We start from the raw sequence: 18392 nt of genomic DNA, 5'->3' as shown, positions 1-18392 counted from the left end.
CTTTCATACAAAGCATATAAATATTCCGTTGTATTTTGAGCAATAATTATGTTTATTTTTTTCATTATAGATATTATTCATACCATATTTTCCGGGTCTATAAGGACGTTCAACCGATAAATTTGGATTTTGAGGTCTATAACCATAAGCTCCAAAAGTGCTATAAGCTTCGAGAATACAAGGAATAAAAACAAAACTAACGAGCAAAATATTTTTTAGCATACGTTCTCCTTTAGATTTAATTATATATCGTTAAGTATATAGAATTATTTAAAAAATTAAGAGAAGATGCTTCTATTTTAGTTAAATTTTTTACTTAATTTTTACAAATTGTAACAACAAAAATTCATATATAAACTAAAGATTTATATAAAATATTTTATAACTTCTTAATTTACTCAAAAAACTCGTATTGATTTTATCAATCACTTCTTACTTCTTAAAACATGGAAATATTCCCAAAGATTGTTTTTGTATAAGAGAGAGTTATTTCCTTGCTAAAAAGGCTTAAATTTTAGTAAAACTAGGCTTTATTGTATTGATAAACAAAATACAACATTGCCTTAGAGTTTTATATCCTTGCGACTTTTGCCCCTTTTAATCATCATAACCCATCAGCCTAAAATTTCTCTTTGTCCCTTAGAATCTGGTTTGCTCAACACTCCATTTTCACTCAATTGCTCGATAATATTTGCAGCACGGTTATAACCAATTTTAAGACGTCTTTGCAAATAAGAAATGCTTGTTTTTTGATCTTCTAAAATCACTCTTTTAGCATCCTCATAAAGCTCATCGAGTTCCCCGTTATTTTGAAAATCATTTCCATTTAAACTTGTATTTTGTTCATCTTTTAAAAAACTTTCATCATAAACAACATCTTGCTGTGCCTTTAAAAAATCAACCACTTTTTCTATCTCAAATTCACTTGCATAAGGTGCATGCAATCGTATGATATTGCTAGTTGCAGGTGGAGTAAAAAGACAATCACCGCGTCCGAGCAAACTTTCAGCTCCCATAGTGTCTAAAATAACTTTAGAGTCGATTTTCTGCCCTACTTTATAAGAAATTCTACTTGGTAAATTAGCCTTGATAAGCCCTGTTACAACATCAACAGAAGGTCTTTGAGTTGCAACGATAAGATGAATTCCACTTGCTCTTGCCATTTGTGCTAAACGGGCGATATAAAATTCTACATCTTTACCCCCATTCATCATCAAATCCGCTAATTCATCGATAATCACTACAATAAAAGGCAATTCTTCTCCACCAAGTTCTTTGATTTTTTCATTATAATTTTCTATATTTTTTGTTTTAGCTTCTGCCATTAAACGATATCTTCTTTCCATTTCAGCCACCATATTTGAAAGTGCATTAATCGCTTTTTTAGGATCAGTTATAACCGGAGTTAAAAGGTGTGGTATGTCATTATAAATGCTAAATTCAAGCATCTTAGGATCAATCATCATCAATCTTAAAGTTTTTGGAGAATTTCTATAAAGCAAACTCAACAACATAGAATTAATCCCCACGCTTTTACCGCTTCCTGTTGTTCCTGCAATGAGTAAATGTGGCAATTTTTTCAAATCTGTCACAAAAGCATTTCCAACTATATCCTTACCCAAAGCAATGGTTAAAGAACTTTTAGCGTTTTTAAAAACCTCACTTTCTAAAATTTCTCTTAAATAAATTGTTTGAATTTTTTCATTTGGTACTTCGATACCTACAACATCTTTTCCGGGGATAGGAGCTTGTATTCTTATGGATTTAGCTTTCAAAGCCATAGCCAAATCATCTTGCAAATTTAAAATGCGACTGACTTTTACATCTGCACTGGGACGAAATTCAAAAGTTGTTACCACGGGTCCTGTGTAAGTATTAATCACATCACCACCGATTTTAAAGCGACGCAATTTTTCAAGCAAATCATAAATTTTCTTGTCAATCTCGCTTTCATTAATTTCTTGTTTTTGAGAATTTGCACTTGTTAAAAATTCAAGCGGAGGTAAGTTAAAATCTTTTGGAATTTCAGGCTCACCCTGCTCTATCTCTCTTAAAAGACTTTGGTTGATAGCAATTTCTTGACTCTTAAAAGTTTGCGGACTTTGAAATTTAAATTCTTCTTGATTTTCTGGTAAAATTTCTTGCTGTTCTTCGGTTTTTAAATTTGGCTCTTGATTTTGGATGGTCAAAGTTTTCGTTAAATCTTTTTCATCAGTTTTTAAATTTGGTTGCGTTTGAAATTCACTCATTTTAATGATAGGAATTTCGGGAGCCAAAGGAGTATCCACTTCTTCAACAATAGGCACAAAATCAAGATGATTATCCCTTAACTCCTCCACACTCTTAGGCTTAAAATCATTTTCGTTAAAATCTAAAATTTCAGGTTTTTCACTGCTCTCTTGTTTTAAATCTAAATTTTCATCGATTTTTTCTTCTGTTTGTAAATTTTTTGTGTTTTCAATATTATATTTTGAGCTTTGGATAATAGGAATATCCGCTTTTTCAAATTCCTCACGTTCTTTTTGGGCTTTGATTTGCCTTTCATATTCTTTATATTCTTGTTCAAGTTTAGCTTTTTGCATAAGCTCTTCTCTTAACTCAAGCTCTTTATTGAAAATTTTAGGTTTAACCTCGTTGTTTGTCATTTCAATTGTAATATTTTTTCTTTTGTAGCTCGGTGTATCTAAATTTTCTTTTGTTTGAAGTTCCTTAAAATCTTCTATTTTTTTGGGTTTTAAAAAACGTTCTGGAATCATATCGACCTCTTTTTCTAAAATAAAATTAAAATCTTCATCAAGATTTATGCTTATTCTGCTTGCTTTTTGAGCAAAATTTTTAACTTCAGATGAATTTTCATAGATAAAACTTTGAGTTTTTTTTGCAAGCTCTTTGGAATTTTCTTTTGTTAAATTAAGATTTGAATCATTTTTTTGGTTTAAAATGTAATTTTTAAAAGAATCAAGATCTATTTTTGAATTTTTGCTTGATTTAATATTTAACATTTGAATCTCTTGCATAATGTGCGAATTTTCTTCTTTTAAAGTGGAATTTTTTGATTCTAAAATATGAATTTTAGAATCTTTTTTGTTTAAATCATCAATTTTATCTTCGTTTTTTTGTGCAGTTTTAGGTATGATAACAGGAGCCTTAGGTTCATTGTGTTCTATATCATCTTTATCATTTTCTCCCCCAAAAATTTGCATCAAAGAATTTTTTATGCGATTTTCTAATTTTTCTAATTTTGTAAAATCAAGCTGAAATTTAAACACCTCTTTAATAAAATTTGGAAACAACAAAACAAGAGAAAAAAGTAACAACAAAATTCCAATAATCCCGCTTCCAATATATCCAAAAAGCGTAGAAGAAGCTGTATAAAACATTTGCAAAACAAAACCATCATCAGGATAAAATATCGCAAATAAAAGCACACAAGCAAAAAGAGCAAAAACAAAGCCGAAAAGCTCTCTGCGAGTGAAATTTTGAAGTTCGTATCCTCTTTTATAATATAAATAATTCAAAATAAATAAAGCAAAGGGGAAATAATAGCCAAATTCCCCCAATAAAGAAAAATTAATTTCATAAAGCCATTCTCCCATTGAAGGAACTAACATACAAAGACAAAGATAAAAAATAATAAAAGTAGAACCTATAAAAATAATCTCTTTTTTTATGTTATAGCCTTTTTATAAAATTTAAAAAGGCTATTATATCATAAAAGACTTTACATATAATTTAATAAACTAAGTTGCATAAGCGTTGTGCTTGCTTTTAAAGAGCTTTGATACGCCATTTGTGTTTGCATTAAATTCATATAACACTCTGCATAATCTGCATCAATAACATCTCTTTTTATGGATTGCACATTGACATTTAAAAATAAGGCTCGCGTATTGACATTTTCTATATCATTGTGATAAGCTCCGATGGTGGTGTTTAATTTTCTAAGATGATCTTCTAGATGTTCAAGTCTTTCTAAAGCCCCTTGCATACCGGTATTTCTTGGGTCAGTTGATTCAGAATCTGCTCTCATATTGCCTTTTAAAACCGAATCAATCATCGCATCTAAATCCCTAACCATATCAACATTAGGCTCATCAATCACTAAGGCATTATTTGCACTAAAGCTGAAATTTGGACCATCTTGAGTGTTTGCAGTCGCGTTATAAGGAGGTTGTGGAAATTGTCCGCTTGAGCTGTCTCTTAAAGATATTTCAATATTCGTTCCCGTAGAAAGTTTATCAGTAACACTAATGCGTCCTTTGTAATCCATAACCACTTCAACACTTGATTTAGAATCATTTAAAAGTCCTTGATAAGCTTCATAATCAGCTTGAGTAACTTGTCCCGCTACAGGATTAATGTTTGCTGTTGGCATTCTATCACTTGCAAATAATCCTATAATATCATTGATTTGTTTATAGGTAATATCATTTGAAGGGGTTACAACACCACTATTTAAGGTCGTTGGGTCTGTGTGCATAATAGGAAAAGAAATTGTAGCACCTGCTGCATCGACATAGCTTACCATTGAATTTTCTAAATCAATCGCAACTTCATAGGTATTACCGCCTTTTGAATTCACTTGAAGAGTTAAAGTTGTTCCATTAAGACTATCTTTTGCCATCACTTCACTTAATTTTGTAGTATCAGTAGCGTATTCATTACTTCCTTTAATCACTTGAGATACATTTGCACGCACATTATTGCCATTTTTTTCAAAATAGACATTGTCATAATCTGCTCCATTTGCAGCATTGCCGTCCGTATCTGTCATATTGCTTTTAATAAAATCGGTTCTATGAAGATTAAGAGTAACTAATACGGGATTACCATTTGCATCCACTATACCATTACCTGCTGCATCGACAGGTTGAAAAGTGACCGAATCGGGTATTTTTGTAATATCGCCATTTGCATTTGCAGCAGCCATTGCTTCTTGCATAGCTTGATTGGTAAGATCTTCCATACTTAAACCATTTGCATTTGCAAATTCAATCAAACCCTTTAATTCTTGAGTAGTTTCAGTTTGAGGTGTGTAAGCAACTGCGTGAAAATCAAGCTGATTATTGCCTTGCTTTAAATCAGTGATTTGAATTTGTCCGCTATCATTGATACTAACATCGACAACTTTGCTTGTGCTTGTATTTCCATAAAGTGCTCCTATAGTCTCCATAACATCTTCTATAGTATCATCTTTTCCAACGAGCAATGCACTTTTAAAACTTGTTCCGTCAGGTCTTGTTCCTTGCACATAAAGAGTTGAAGGTGGAAAATCTAATCTCGAATCTTCATAAATAAAATCAGCATCTATATCAAGCCCCTTATCATTGACATAATTTTGTCCGATTAAATCCTGCCATTTGGATTCAGAATTTAAATACTTGGTTTGGTCGGGATTTTGATTTAAATCATAGCGATTGTCATAAAAACTGACATTTGTTGTAATTTGTTTTTTATAGTCATTATCTGCTTTATAAAATAAATCCCAACCTGAAACATTATAACGCGATTGAGTCCCTGAACCTGTTACAACATTGAGATAATTTTTATCGCCAAAATAATTGCCTAAAGAATCAAAAGGTTTATTTGCGACTTGAGTCCCCGAAAAAAGATATTGTCCATTGATGCTTGTATTTGCAAGTCTTAGTATGCTTTCTTTAATACGTTTAAGTTCATTTGCTATAGCTTCTCTTGAGGTTTGAGAGTTTCCATCGCTTGCAGCTGCAGTCATCTTCACTTTAAATTTTTCAAGCTGCCCAATCATATCTTTTAAAGCACTCATGCTGTTTTTAGTCAGCTCTTGTGCCCTTGATGTTGCTTCTTTAACCTGCTCTATGGTCTTAAGTTCGTATTCTAATCTTGTATTGTCTATATAAACGCTTGCATCTTCATAAGAATTTTGAATCTTAAGTCCTGATGATAATTGCTGCATAATCTTATACAAAGCATTTTGTCCGCCTATATTGTTATTAAGTGAAGTTGTGAAATTTAGTTTATTAGTTACTCTCATAATATCTCCTCATTTTTAAATTTTTTATTAATAAAGCAAAAATCGTTCCTAAATTTTCTAAGACTAAATCGCTTGATTTTAAAATTCTTTTAATTTAAGTATTTTTAAACTAAAAAAGATATAATTATAACTTTTAAGCCCAAGTGGTGAAACTGGTAGACGCGCTAGACTCAAAATCTAGTAAGGGCAACCTTGTGTCGGTTCGAGTCCGACCTTGGGCACCATATAACGAATGAATTCTATACACATTAGTTAAAAAATATTCAAATTTATTTTTATCGCCTATCTCAATCGAATCATTATCAATATTTTAAAAATTCAAAAATATTTTTATATTTATAAGTAATTTAAAATCACTATCTATCTTTGTGTAAAAATAAATTTAAAAACTAATCTTTCTTTTTAGGACGAAAAATTTTGATATTTTCATCATTTGCCTCTATATAAGCTCCTCCGATTAAATCTATACAATAAGGTATCGCAGGAAACACCGGCTCCAAACATTCTTTTATGGCTTTTGGATTTCCGGGTAAATTGAGTATAAAACATTTTCCACGAATTCCTGCACTTTGCCTTGAAAGTATAGCCGTTGGGACATATTTTAAGCTTTGAATTCTCATCAATTCTCCAAAACCGGGCATCATTTTAGTGCATACTTTTTCGGTAGCCTCTGGAGTTAGATCTCTAGGAGCTGGACCTGTTCCGCCACTTGTAACGATAAAATCGCATTTTTTTTCATCGCTTAAAAAAATCAATCTTTCAACAATCAATTCATAATCATCACTAATGAGTTCTTTATGATAAATGATTTTATTTTTAATATAAGAATTTAATACTCTTTCAACTTCTGGAGTTGCTTTATCCTCGTATATCCCACTACTTGCTCTATCGCTTAAAGTTAGAATGCCTATATGAATTGTTTGCATTTATAACCAACCTTTTTTCTTAAAAAATATCACCGGTAAAATTGTAGAAATGACCATAATCCCAAGCACTATAGGGTAAGCATAATGAAGCCCAAGTTCGGGCATAAATTTAAAATTCATGCCATAAATTGTTCCAATTAAAGTCGGTGGCATCATTGCAACGGTGGCAACTGTGAATAATTTTATGACCTTATTTTGCTCGATATTCACTTGACTTGCTAAAATGGTTTGGATATTGTCTAAAATACTTAATTGAGAAATGCTAAATTCAACAAGAGAATTTAAATCTTTTAAAACTATAGTTAAGTTTTGTTTAATATCTTTATCGATTTTATCACTTTTTAAAAGCGAGGTCATAGCTCTACGTTTATCAAACAAAGAATCTCTAACACGCATATTAAATTCTTGTAAAGACGAAATGTCTTTAAGCATTTCATCATAACCATATTCGCCTTTTTTTTCTAAAACACTTGTTCTAAGCAATCTTGCATCTTTATCAATCCATTCTAAAAGGTCTGCGTCTTTTTCAACACGTACTTCAAAGATTTTATCGATAATATCATAGCCATCTTCAAAATTTTTAGGACTTGCTAAAATCCTTGCTTGTATTTCTTCAAAAGTGCTAAACTCACTATATCTTATGGTGAATAAAATTTTTTTAGTGGTTTCAAAAGTGATGATTTCATTACGAAGTTTTATGTTTTTTCTGTCATTCCCAACTCCAATTTCTCTTATCAAAAAATACGCGTTAATGGTAATGGTTGTATTATCTTCCCAGTATTTTGAGCTTAATTCTATCTCTTCTCTTTCTTCTTTTGTAGGAAATTTAAGTTTAAATTGAGATGAAATATAAGCAATCTCATCGACACTTGGATAAAGTAAATCAATCCATAAAATATTTTCAGGTAAAATTTTATTATCAAGCTTAAATTCCATTCTTTGCACTAAGGCATTTTTAGTTTTTGTATAAATATAAAGCATTGTTTTTCCTTTTGTTTATATTATAACCTATTTTTAAATAAATTTCTCATCTTTAATATGAAAAATTTATATTTTTACAAAAAATAATATTTTAACAATATTTAAATATCTATAAAAAATTTCTATTTAAATTTTGCATAAATTTAATATCCTAAAAATTTAAAATATTATAGTCTTGTTATTATAAATAAAAATTTTATCCTCAAAAACAAGTTCTAAAGCCTTAGATAAAACATTTTTTTCTATGTTTCTTCCTGCTTGTTGCATATCTTGCCAAGTGTATTCGTGACTGATATTTAAAACGGCTTGAGTGATTATGGGTCCCTCATCAAGATTGTTATTTACAAAATGAGCTGTAGCACCGATGATTTTAACCCCTCTTTCATAAGCCTGTTTATAAGGATTTGCACCGATAAAAGCAGGTAAAAAAGAATGATGGATGTTGATAATGCGATTTGTAAAATGCTTCACAAAAGCTGGAGATAAAATTCTCATATATTTTGCCAAAACCAGATAATCAAAAGAATAAAGCTCAAGGCAATCCAAAATCCTTTGTTCATGCTCAATTCTGCTTAAATTTTGAGTTTCTATGCTATGATAAGGAATGCCAAATTTAGACACCAAATTTTCAAGTGCGTCGTAGTTTGAAATGACTGCTTTGATATTTGCTTCAAGCTCATTACTATAATGCCTTATAAGCAAATCCCCCAAACAATGACTCTCCTTTGTAACAAAAATAATAATGTCTTTTTTTCTTTTTTCATGAAGTTCGATTAAAGAATGTTCGCCAAGCATTGTTCTTAATGCATGGATTAACGCGTTTTGATTGAATTTTCCTTCTAAAACCGCTCGAAAGAAAAACATCCCTTCGCCCACAAATTCATCATTTTTAATGATATTAATGTGATACTTAAAAATCACATCTGAAATTTTATAAATCAAACCCTTTTCATCTTGAGTAAAAATTTTTAAAATATAATTCATCCTAAACCTTTTAAGTATGCTTTAAGCTCTTCTTCTTTAAGTCTTTTGAGTTCTAAACCTAAATTTTTCCCTTTAAAACCTTGTTCTATGAGTTTTTTGCTTGAAATTTTACTTTGAAATTTATTTTCATAAAGCTTCAATTTCTTTGCCCTTTCGATACGCTCTTCATTCCAAAGTCCAAGCCAAGATTTTAAGGGCATTTGTATAGAAATTTTAGCCAAATCAAAATCGCTTATATCTTCTTCAAAATACGCTTGATTTACAGCCCTTAAAAAACTTTTTTTGAATTGAGTTTTTTCAAAAAAAAGCTTCTTATTGATTTTAAAATGATTAAGATACAAATACAAAAAAAGCCTCTCATCTTTAACAAATTTCCTTGCATTTTCAAGTAAAAAATAGAATTTTTCGTCTTTAAAATTTTGCCCAAAGATTTTTTGTTCTAAATTTAATTTTTGCAGATATTTATAGGACTTAAGCAAATATTCTCCCTTAAAGAGCTTATAAAATTCAGCATTGATTCTATGAAGACTTAAATCACTTATATCCATAGTTTTCATTAAATTAAGGGTTTCATCGCTAATATCAAAATTAAATTTTGCCACAAAATAAAGTGCCCTTAAAACCCTTAAACTATCCTCTTTAAAGCTCTTTTCATGGATATGCCTTAAGGTTTTATTTTCTAAGTCCTTTATGCCACCATAAAAATCTAAAAGCTCAAAATTAAAAAGATTCAACATTAAAGCATTGAAAGTAAAATCACGTCTTTTAGCCCCCTCTTTTTCATTCTCACAAGGTTGAATCTCAAAACCCCTATGTCCTTGAGAAATTTTATTTTCTTTTCTTGCTAAGGCTAAATCATAATTTTTAAATTTATACACAAAAAAGCTCTTTCCAAAGCCCTTTGCTCCAAGTTCTTGCATCAAATTTTCAAATTCTAAAACGGATAAATCATAAATTTCTATATCATAATCATCAATTTCAAGTCCTAAAAGCAAATCCCTCACACTTCCACCGACCAAAAAAGCCCTTTGAGTATGGGCTTTTAGAAAGTCAGTTATAAAAGAAAGTTCCGCATTATTTTTTAAGCTTGTCTTCGATATTTGCAAGTAAAAACTCTAAAAAATGAATTGTTAAATTTAATCTTTGTTCTAAATCCTCTTTTTTGATATGGTTAAGCCCTTCAAAAAGTACTAAAATACGCTCTCTTAAATTTTTTAAAAATATATCCTCGCCTAAACTCTGCATTTGCATTATAACCGAAGCGTTTAATACCTCACTTGAAAGTTCTTGTTTTTCTTCGCTTTCTAAATTTGAATGAAGGATTTGCTGTTCAATCTTAGAATGCTCTTCATTTTCTTGTTCTTTTTTTTCTTTCTCTTCTTTTGGACAATCTTCTTGAATTTCTGGCTGAATTTCCAAAGGAGCTTCTATAATTTCTAAATCCTGTTCTTCAGTCTTTTCTTCTTTAAGCTCTTGTTTTTTTAAAAGTTCTTTTTGTCTCTCTAGCTCTTTAATTTCAGAGCTTATTTCATTGATTGTTTTTTTTGCTAAATCCTCTAAATTCATATTTTAATCAACCACCTTTTAAATTCATTGATTTCTTCTTCGCTCTTCATATTGATGAAAAAATCTAACATTTGAGTGTTTAAATCTTTATGTTTTGACCTAAAACCACTTAATCTTCGTATCGCATCAATGGCATTTTGATTGGACGGGTCATCTTTAAGAATATTTTTATAAATTTCTAAAGCTTCATTTTTAAGTCCTTGTGCTTCATAAATCGATGCTTCTGTAATGGTATTTTTCATAAAATTCACCCATAAAGTTTAAATTTAAAATTCAATTTTAGCAAAAAGCTTTTTAAGTTTCTCTTATTCTAATGTTCTTAGAAGCAACATATAAAAAACTGTCCCTAAAATCACACTAAGAAGCATATTTTTAAATTTTATATGCAATAAAAATACAAAAATACAAGCCAAAATCAGATTTAAACCATAGGGAAAATGGGTAAAATCCACTCCATAAAAAGTATAAAAAAACAAAATAACAATGATGATTAAGGGCATGTTTTTTTGAATGAAAGAAAAATAATATCCGGGTTTTTTATTTTTAAAAAGCACATAAGCAAGTATCCTTGTAAGATAAGTTCCTAAAAATCCTGCAAAAATGAGAATTAAAATTTTCATATCAAACATATTTTCTTCCTATAAAAAGCAAGAAAATCGCTAGAGCTAAACAAAAGGCAAACATATAAGATTTATCGATAAAAAATAGAGCAATTAAAGCGATACAGCAAGTTCCTAAAAGAATTTTTAAATTTGGATTTTGTTTAAAAAGCTCATAGGTTAAGACAATAAAAAGTGCATTAAGGCTGAATTCAACGCCAGAATAATCAATTTTCACATTTTTTTGAAACAAAAAACCTAAAATTGAACCGATAATCCAATAATTTTGATTTAAAAAACAAATCCAAAAAACACGCCAAGATTTTTGAGCACGATTGAGCTTGATGAGTTCATTTCTTTGAGCACTTAGCAAGGCAAAAGTTTCATCAGTGAGTGAAAACATAATATAATGCTTTAAAAAATTCATTCCTTTCAAATCTGTAATCAAGGCTAAAGTATAAAAAAAATGTCTAAAATTGAGTATAAACAAAGTGATGAAAATTTCTAAAAATCCAGCCCCTGAAACAATCAATGCCACCAAAACAAATTGTCCTGCTCCTGCATAAACTATCAAAGAGCTTAACACAACTTCAAACAGACTAAAACCATTGCTTGAAGCTAAAATTCCAAAAGCAGCACCTAAAGAAATATAGCCCATAAAAATAGGTAAGGTTAGGATAAAAATATTTTCTTGCTTTATCATTTTTGCTTAAAAAGATTTTCAATATAATCTTGTTTTTGTTTTTCTAAGCTTGAATTGTGTTCAATTTTGTATTCTTTTTTGTCTGTTTGATCATTAAAATAAAAATAATCTATTCCAAAAATAACAGCGATAATAAGAAGCAAAGGTATCAAAAAAATCATAATTTTTCTTTAAATTTCTAAATTTTTATGAAGAAATTATAACTAAAAATTATGATATTTTAAGAAAATTTATTAAAAATTGTTCCGTGATATTCTATATCTTCGGCTCTTTCATTTTTTTCTATAACTTCAATGGCGTTACTATTTGTAACCTTTTGTATATCCTCATCTAAATCCTGATAAGAAAATACCATATTTATACTAATAAGTTTTGGTAAGGCTTCGATGGATTTATAAATACTCAATTCATTTTCTAAAGTATCGCTTTCAATCACAGCAATAATTTTTTCTTTTTCTATAAGCTCTATGCTACAACCTTTTATTTTCTTTAAATTTTTAAGAAATTCTTCTTGGTCTTCTTGTTTAACGATTAGCAATATACTTGAAATATTCATTTTATACTCCAAAAAAAGATTTTATTATTATAACCTGAAATTGAAAATTTATAATCATCAACAAAAAGTATATTTCTAACTACAAATTCATCATCGATATTTTCAAAACTTGCTACTTTTTCAAAATTTGAACTTTTTACAATTTCTATGGTGTTTTGATTATAATCGCTATAAGCTATCAATTCTCCATTAGGACTCAAAGCACAAGCATAGATAAAAAAGTCTTTTTGCATAAAGCTTTGTTGATTATTTCTTATCACTCCTAATTTCCCATCTATTGCACAACTTACAAGTGTATTGTTTTTATAATCGACTTGATAAATATTATCTTTATGCACAGCGTCAAAATTAGCAATCACCTCCCATTTTTTTATATCAAAGAGTTTTATCTCACCACTTTCAAAATCAACTTCAAGTGTGTTTCTTGCCAAATTGATATTAGAGCTGTTTAAAAGGGAATGATTGAATTTAAAGCTTTTTAAAACCTTTAAATTAGAATCAACAAGAGTGATAGTAGCACCAGAAAAGACGAACAAATAAGTATTTTCATCAATAAAATAAGCTTTTTTTAGTCCATCAAATTCAAATTTTTTTGTATTCAATACCCCGTCTTTTAAGGTGCTAAGATTTTTTGCACCAAAATCCGCTTCAGAAATAATCAAAAAGCTATTTTTATACACATCAATGCTATAAATTTGTGGAAGAAATTCATTATAAGAGTTTTTAATCTTTTCAAATTTCGCTACATTTTTTAAATTTTGTTTGTCAATGCCAAGATTTAAATCAATGCTTGAAATTTGTCCGTCATTAGTGCCTATATACAAGATATTCGCATCTTGTTTGAGTGTTGTTACACTTGCATTGAGCTCTAATGACTCATAAGCATAAAGATTGAATGCTAAAAAAAAGATTAAAAACAAAATTCTCATTTTTATTTTACTCCCTCATTCATAACATCAAATAAATTAGAACTTTTTTTGCTATTTTCATCTTTGAAATCTGCTTTGAAATTATTTTTAACCAAAGGTTGCGCATTGCTTAAAGCTATATGACACTGATCACAACTAAATCTTGTATCACTGATGGTATCTCCTGTGGATTTATTTTTCCTAAAATCATAATAATGTGTCGCAGGAGCAGGAGTCGCACCCACATCTTTAGCAATACTTTTATCATGGCAACTTAGACAGCTGTTATTATCTGTAGTAATAGGAAGCATACCTTCTATTGAATGTGAAATAAGAGGAGGAGCATTCTCAAAGGACCTTTCGACTAAAGCAGATTCTCCGGGTTGTGTCTCATTATAATTAACATTGTCTAAAACAATTTTGTTTTCATTTTCTAAAGCTATCTTTCTAAGTCCGATTTGTTCAGAGCTTACTCCATCATTTAAAGCACAAGCTGCTATAAATAAACTCGCAGCTGCTGAAAGTAAAAATATTTTCTTTTTCATCATTTTTTCCTTAAATTAAATATATTAAAATTCAAAGCATCATCATTGCATACTTCTATGCATCTACCGCATCTTGTGCATTCTCCAGAATTAACACTTGAACTTTGTTTTCCTATCATCCAAAGTACTTGATTTTCCGGACAAATTCCCACACATCGAAAACATTTAGTGCATTTATCTGTATTGTATTTCACTTTAAGTAAAGCAAAACGGCTTGTCAGTGCATAAAATGCACCCAAAGGGCAAAAATGAGAGCAAGTCGCTCTAGAACTTAAAAAAGTATCAATACAAAAGATAATAAAAGCAACAAAAAGCCAAGAAGTTCCACCAAAAATAATCCCTCTATGAATCACACCTATATAAGAAAAACTCTCAAATACAGGTATTGAAAGTATAAAAGAAAGGATTAAAACCAAAGCCAAAACATAATAACGCAAATTTTTACTAAGGATAAAAAATTTACTTGTTTTAAAATCCAAACGAGAGCGTATGAAAGCTGCAAAATCAGTGATTAGATTAACAGGACATACCCAAGAGCAAAAAGCTCTACCTAAAAATATACCATATAAAATCAACACAATTAAAGCACCAAAAACAGCCATTAAATCAATACTTAAGGAGGCTAGAAAAATTTGAAATACAGCAAAAGGATCGCTTAAAGGTATATTTGAAAAAAGTTTAGAAGAACTTAAATTTCCCTTTAAAATAAAATCAAAGGTCCCAAAAGCAAAAAGCATAAGAATTCCTAATTGCACGATACGTCTTAAGATGAGATATTTCATAACAATCCTCCTTCATTAAGATAGTCTTGAGCCTTTTTATCATCAGTTTTCTTTTTGGAATTTATATCTTTTAAACGATTTTCGTCCTCTTTATCCCAACCTTTCACATAATGATTTCCTGCAAAACCTAAAACAAAATCTCTAGGCAAAACACGAATCGATGGCTTTTCTGTAATGCAAACTTTTTCGCATTTTCCGCAGCCTACGCAAATGTCATTATCAACTACAGGCACCATAAAAACATGTTTTGCGGTGCGTTCATTGTGTTTTAATTCCACTTTCAAGGCTTTATCTATCAAAGGACAGGCTCTATAACAGGCATCACATTGAATTCCCCAATGTGCTATGCAATTTGCATTATCAACGACAGCAATACCCATTTTTAATTGAGCATAACCCTTATCCATTTTAAGATATTTTTTATCTAATGCACCGGTCGGACAATCCCTAATACAAGGAATATCCTCGCATAATTCACAGGCTGTTTTTCGCGGCTCAAAAAAAGGAGTTCCATTTTTAGCACTATCAAATAAATTTGCAAGTTTAAGTGTATCGTAAGGACAGGCTTTAACACACAATCCGCAACGAATACACTCGCTCAAAAATCTCTCCTCATCTTCGCCACCGGGTGGTCTTAGATAATATTTATCATCAGCCTTTAATGCTAGAGTTGCTAAAAATCCACCTCCAGCACAAAGACACAGACCCTTAAAAGCAGTATTAAAAAATTTTCTTCTATCACTCATAGAATTTTAAGCCTTTGTAATTTTAACTGCACATTTTTTAAAATCAGTTTCGCCCGAAAGAGGACAAGTTGCATCTAAACAAACTTTATTAATAAAAACATTTTCGTCAAACCAAGGCACATAAACAAGCCCCACAGGTGGTTTATTTCTTCCACGCATATCAATTCTTGCTTTTACCTTGCCACGACGCGATTCTATCCAAATCACATCACCTTGTTTTAAAGAAAGTTTAGCACAATCATCTTCATGCATATAACATAAAGCTTCCGGTGCAGCTCTATAAAGTTCAGGCACACGCATAGTCATAGTTCCACTATGCCAATGCTCTAAAATTCTTCCTGTGCAAAGCCAGAATGGATATTCTTTACTCGGAGTTTCAGGAGCTTTCATAAATGGTCTAAAGAAGATTTTAGCTTTATTTGGCAAAGGATAAGTTTCTTCTGTTGTAGGCTTTGTCAAATCGCCTCTTTTAACAGCTTTGAGTAATTTTCCATAGAAAGCAAAATCCGAATTTGGAGCTGCTTTTTTTGCGTAATAGTCAAATTGAGTGTTAAAGCGCCATTGCGTTTCTTTACCATTTACCACAGGCCATCTTAAGCCTCTAACTTGATGATAAGTATCAAAGTCTGCTAAATCATGTCCTTCGCCCACACCAAATTTGCGGTATTCTTCCCAAAGATATTTTTGAACAAAAAAGCCATATCCTTTAAATTCCTTACCATCACTTCCTATAACAGCTCTTTCATCGCCTTTAACTTCAGTATTGTCAAAATCTCCTATAATCGGGTCGTTAGCACTGAATTTTTTTGCATCTGCATTAGCAAAAAGCACATCATAAAGGGTATCATCTTCGCTATATCCCATAGCTTTGGCTTCTTCTAATACATTTGGTAAAGTGAGTTTATCATCGACTTTTGATTCTTTCCATACCTCTTTAAGTTTAAAACGTTTTGCAAATTCCATCATCTGCCAAGTATCACTCATGGCTTGTCCCACAGGTAAGACTTGTTGTTTCCAATGTTGAGTGCGTCTTTCTGCATTACCATAAGCACCCCATTTTTCATAAATCATAGCAGTTGGAAGAATTAAATCCCCTACTTTGGCTGAAATTCCCGGATAAGGATCGCTCACTACGATAAAATTATCCATTTCCCTTGCTGCTTTAATCCAATGGTTTGCATTAGCAGTATTATGCCAAGGATTATTAACTTGAACCCAAATGAATTTAATCACTCCATCTTCTAAATCTCTCATAATTTTTAGATAAGGAGAACCCGGTTTTGGATTGAGTGTTTTTGAAGGAAGTTTCCAAACTTTTTCTGTAATTTCTCTGTGTTTTGGATTTGCTACAAGCATATCTGCAGGCAAACGATGCGAGAAAGTTCCCACTTCTCTTGCTGTTCCACAAGCACTTGGTTGTCCTGTAAGAGAGAAAGCTCCATTACCCGGTTTAGATTGTTTTCCAAGTAAAAGATGCACCATATAAGCTTGTTCATTCACCCAACTTCCGCGAGTGTGTTGATTAAAGCCCATAGTCCAAAAGCTTACCACTTTGCGATTTTTTTCTATATAGAGTTTTGCAAGTTCTTGCAATTTTCTTTTAAATTCATCAAGACTTTCATTATCATCGCCTTTTGCGACTTTTGCAACATAATCAAGAGTATAAGGAGCTAAAGCTTTTTTGAAATCTTCAAAGCTAATTTCCCAGTGTGCGTCCGAAACATCACTATGTTTCATTTCAAATTTATCCCCTACTTTTACACCTAAATAACCCAAAGACACAGCTTCATCATCATCGATAGTAATCACTTTTTGTTTCATTACTGTATCTTTTTCGCTCTCTGAAAATTTAGGATGATTTGGATTAGCTCTCATACCATAACCAATATCTGCAAAACCTGTGGCAAAAATACAATGTTTATCAACAAATTTTTTATCCATAGCTTGAGGGTGATTATAGACAATTTCTCTAGCGATATAATTCCAAATCGCCAAATCTGTGCTTGGTTTAAAAATAATTTCCAAATCAGCAATGTTTGAAGTTCTGTTTGAATAAGTGCTTAAATTCACAATCTTAACTTTATCAAGATTGTTAAGCTTTCTATCGCTCACTCTTGACCAAAGTATAGGGTGCATTTCAGCCATATTTGCTCCCCAAGTGATAATCGTATCTGTAAGCTCTATATCATCATAACAGCCTGCAGGTTCATCAACTCCAAAGGTTTGATAAAATCCCACGACAGCAGAAGCCATACAATGTCTTGCATTTGGGTCTATATTATTAGACCTAAATCCGCCTTTAATGAGTTTAACAGCAGCATAACCCTCTGGAATGGTGTATTGCCCACTTCCAAAAACACCTATGCCTGTAACTCCAAGCTCATTATAAACTCTTTTAAATTGTTTTTCCATTTCATCGAAAGCTCTTTGCCAAGAAACTTGTTTAAATTTTCCTTTTTTATCAAATTCTCCCTTTTCATTTACACGAAGCAAAGGCATTGTAATGCGATCTTCTCCATACATAATCTTAGCATTAAAATATCCTTTGATACAATTTAAACCGCGATTGACCGGAGCTGCTGGATCTCCTTTGACTGCAACGATTTTTCCATCTTTTCTTGCAACCATAATCCCACAGCCTGTTCCGCAAAATCTACAAACAGCTTTATCCCAACGCCATTCTTCTTCACCGGCGGCAAAACTAGGCACACTAAGTCCTGCAACACTTGCAGCACTTGCAATAGCGGTATTTTTAATAAAATCCCTTCTATTCATAACTTTAATCCTCCTAAAGTATTTTTAGTAAAACTCTAATATTATAGTATCTAAATAATAAATAAAATCTTAATTTATTGAAAATTAAAATATTTTTAAAGCAATATTTTAAGGGCTTTTTATATCTTATTTTTTCAAATTATAAATAAAATAAATTTATTAATATAATTTAAACTAAAAATTAATTTATTTATGTTGTTTTTGGCTTAAATTTTTAATGATTTTTTTGCAATTAATTTTTATTGAGAATTTAAAAATATTTTTTTATGTATCAATTGCATCAATAAAAAAGTAAAATTGTGAATTTTCAA

At 30.7% G+C, this 18392-nt stretch carries 18 protein-coding genes and 1 tRNA gene; 1 reads left to right on the top strand and 18 read right to left on the bottom strand.

Going from position 1 to position 18392, the window contains the following annotated elements:
- Positions 1-3: 3 nt before the first annotated feature.
- The 3 genes from CCUN_RS04860 to flgL all read right to left on the bottom strand — a co-directional run bounded on the left by CCUN_RS04860 (position 4) and on the right by flgL (position 6010).
- Positions 4-222 (bottom strand): hypothetical protein, encoded by a 219-nt coding sequence (locus CCUN_RS04860; RefSeq protein ID WP_027306391.1) that lies wholly within the window; start codon positions 220-222, stop codon positions 4-6.
- Positions 223-614: 392 nt separating this feature from the next.
- Positions 615-3611 carry a DNA translocase FtsK gene (locus CCUN_RS04855; protein WP_035175997.1) on the bottom strand — a complete coding sequence of 999 codons (2997 nt, stop codon included), beginning with the start codon at positions 3609-3611 and terminating at the stop codon, positions 615-617.
- 110 nt (positions 3612-3721) lie between these two features.
- The gene (gene flgL / locus CCUN_RS04850; RefSeq protein WP_027306393.1) at positions 3722-6010 is read right to left on the bottom strand and encodes a flagellar hook-associated protein FlgL; all 2289 of its coding nucleotides are present in this window, start codon (positions 6008-6010) and stop codon (positions 3722-3724) included.
- A 137-nt stretch (positions 6011-6147) separates the two neighbouring features.
- On the opposite strand from flgL, the gene CCUN_RS04845 reads away from it, so the two are divergent.
- Positions 6148-6234: transfer RNA gene (locus CCUN_RS04845), tRNA-Leu, on the top strand.
- A 165-nt stretch (positions 6235-6399) separates the two neighbouring features.
- Here the strand turns inward: CCUN_RS04845 and mog are convergent.
- The 15 genes from mog to napA form a co-directional block, all read right to left on the bottom strand.
- On the bottom strand, positions 6400-6936 hold the full coding sequence (gene mog / locus CCUN_RS04840; protein ID WP_027306394.1) for a molybdopterin adenylyltransferase: 537 nt from the start codon (positions 6934-6936) through the stop codon (positions 6400-6402).
- The gene (gene corA / locus CCUN_RS04835) at positions 6937-7917 is read right to left on the bottom strand and encodes a magnesium/cobalt transporter CorA (RefSeq protein WP_027306395.1); all 981 of its coding nucleotides are present in this window, start codon (positions 7915-7917) and stop codon (positions 6937-6939) included.
- A gap of 159 nt (positions 7918-8076) precedes the next feature.
- On the bottom strand, positions 8077-8901 hold the full coding sequence (gene purU / locus CCUN_RS04830) for a formyltetrahydrofolate deformylase (RefSeq protein ID WP_027306396.1): 825 nt from the start codon (positions 8899-8901) through the stop codon (positions 8077-8079).
- The gene (locus tag CCUN_RS04825) at positions 8898-10007 is read right to left on the bottom strand and encodes a tRNA nucleotidyltransferase/poly(A) polymerase family protein (protein ID WP_027306397.1); all 1110 of its coding nucleotides are present in this window, start codon (positions 10005-10007) and stop codon (positions 8898-8900) included. Before CCUN_RS04825 ends, purU begins: the two co-directional genes overlap by 4 nt.
- Positions 9976-10467 carry an effector protein CiaD gene (gene ciaD, locus CCUN_RS04820; protein ID WP_027306398.1) on the bottom strand — a complete coding sequence of 164 codons (492 nt, stop codon included), beginning with the start codon at positions 10465-10467 and terminating at the stop codon, positions 9976-9978. The genes CCUN_RS04825 and ciaD overlap by 32 nt, the downstream gene beginning before the upstream one ends.
- Positions 10464-10709, bottom strand: coding sequence for a hypothetical protein (locus tag CCUN_RS04815; RefSeq protein ID WP_027306399.1), 246 nt, complete (start codon positions 10707-10709; stop codon positions 10464-10466). Before CCUN_RS04815 ends, ciaD begins: the two co-directional genes overlap by 4 nt.
- 63 nt (positions 10710-10772) lie before the next feature.
- Complete coding sequence (locus tag CCUN_RS04810; protein ID WP_027306400.1) at positions 10773-11096, bottom strand: branched-chain amino acid transporter permease; 324 nt, start codon at positions 11094-11096, stop codon at positions 10773-10775.
- Positions 11089-11766 (bottom strand): AzlC family ABC transporter permease, encoded by a 678-nt coding sequence (locus CCUN_RS04805; protein ID WP_027306401.1) that lies wholly within the window; start codon positions 11764-11766, stop codon positions 11089-11091. The genes CCUN_RS04810 and CCUN_RS04805 overlap by 8 nt, the downstream gene beginning before the upstream one ends.
- Positions 11766-11930, bottom strand: coding sequence for a hypothetical protein (locus CCUN_RS09770; protein ID WP_088245188.1), 165 nt, complete (start codon positions 11928-11930; stop codon positions 11766-11768). Before CCUN_RS09770 ends, CCUN_RS04805 begins: the two co-directional genes overlap by 1 nt.
- Positions 11931-11989: 59 nt before the next feature.
- Entirely contained in the window at positions 11990-12325 is a 336-nt protein-coding gene (locus CCUN_RS04800) for a chaperone NapD (RefSeq protein ID WP_027306402.1), read from the bottom strand.
- Positions 12322-13254 (bottom strand): WD40 repeat domain-containing protein, encoded by a 933-nt coding sequence (locus CCUN_RS04795; RefSeq protein WP_035176001.1) that lies wholly within the window; start codon positions 13252-13254, stop codon positions 12322-12324. The genes CCUN_RS04800 and CCUN_RS04795 overlap by 4 nt, the downstream gene beginning before the upstream one ends.
- A 2-nt stretch (positions 13255-13256) precedes the next feature.
- Positions 13257-13778 carry a nitrate reductase cytochrome c-type subunit gene (locus CCUN_RS04790; RefSeq protein WP_027306404.1) on the bottom strand — a complete coding sequence of 174 codons (522 nt, stop codon included), beginning with the start codon at positions 13776-13778 and terminating at the stop codon, positions 13257-13259.
- Positions 13778-14560: a quinol dehydrogenase ferredoxin subunit NapH gene (napH, locus tag CCUN_RS04785; RefSeq protein WP_027306405.1), complete on the bottom strand. Its 783-nt coding sequence runs from the start codon at positions 14558-14560 to the stop codon at positions 13778-13780. The genes CCUN_RS04790 and napH overlap by 1 nt, the downstream gene beginning before the upstream one ends.
- Positions 14557-15306 carry a ferredoxin-type protein NapG gene (napG, locus tag CCUN_RS04780; protein ID WP_027306406.1) on the bottom strand — a complete coding sequence of 250 codons (750 nt, stop codon included), beginning with the start codon at positions 15304-15306 and terminating at the stop codon, positions 14557-14559. Before napG ends, napH begins: the two co-directional genes overlap by 4 nt.
- A gap of 6 nt (positions 15307-15312) precedes the next feature.
- On the bottom strand, positions 15313-18081 hold the full coding sequence (napA, locus tag CCUN_RS04775) for a periplasmic nitrate reductase subunit alpha (protein ID WP_027306407.1): 2769 nt from the start codon (positions 18079-18081) through the stop codon (positions 15313-15315).
- Between the last annotated feature and the right edge of the window lie 311 nt (positions 18082-18392).

Origin of the sequence: Campylobacter cuniculorum DSM 23162 = LMG 24588 (assembly GCF_002104335.1) — a bacterium.
Taxonomy (GTDB): domain Bacteria; phylum Campylobacterota; class Campylobacteria; order Campylobacterales; family Campylobacteraceae; genus Campylobacter_D; species Campylobacter_D cuniculorum.
This window is presented reverse-complemented; position numbering and strand designations above follow the sequence as displayed.